The sequence below is a fragment of the Pleomorphochaeta sp. DL1XJH-081 genome (assembly GCF_049310885.1).
Classification (GTDB): domain Bacteria; phylum Spirochaetota; class Spirochaetia; order Sphaerochaetales; family Sphaerochaetaceae; genus CAYZJV01.
Map to the genome: position 1 here is coordinate 1 of NZ_JBMDYO010000096.1, position 273 is coordinate 273.

Sequence of the window (273 nt, forward strand, 5' to 3'; positions counted from 1 at the left end):
TGCCGCGCGAGCGCCTGGAACTGGCCCTGACTCGAATCACCGTGGCCCAGCGCGAAGCCCTGGAAAAGGCCGCGGCGCGGGTGCGCAGCTACCACGAGAAGCAGAAACAGGACTCCTGGAGCTACACCGAAGCCGACGGCACGGTGCTGGGCCAGAAGGTTACGCCGCTGGACCGCGCCGGCCTGTATGTACCGGGGGGCAAGGCGTCTTACCCGTCATCGGTGCTGATGAACGCGATCCCGGCCAAGGTGGCGGGCGTGACCGAGGTGGTGA

The 273-nt window shown here is 67.8% G+C and carries 1 protein-coding gene; it reads left to right on the forward strand.

Going from position 1 to position 273, the window contains the following annotated elements:
• A partial coding sequence (locus tag ACODJP_RS14035; protein ID WP_422482550.1) for a histidinol dehydrogenase occupies positions 1 to 273 on the forward strand: 273 nt, incomplete at both ends.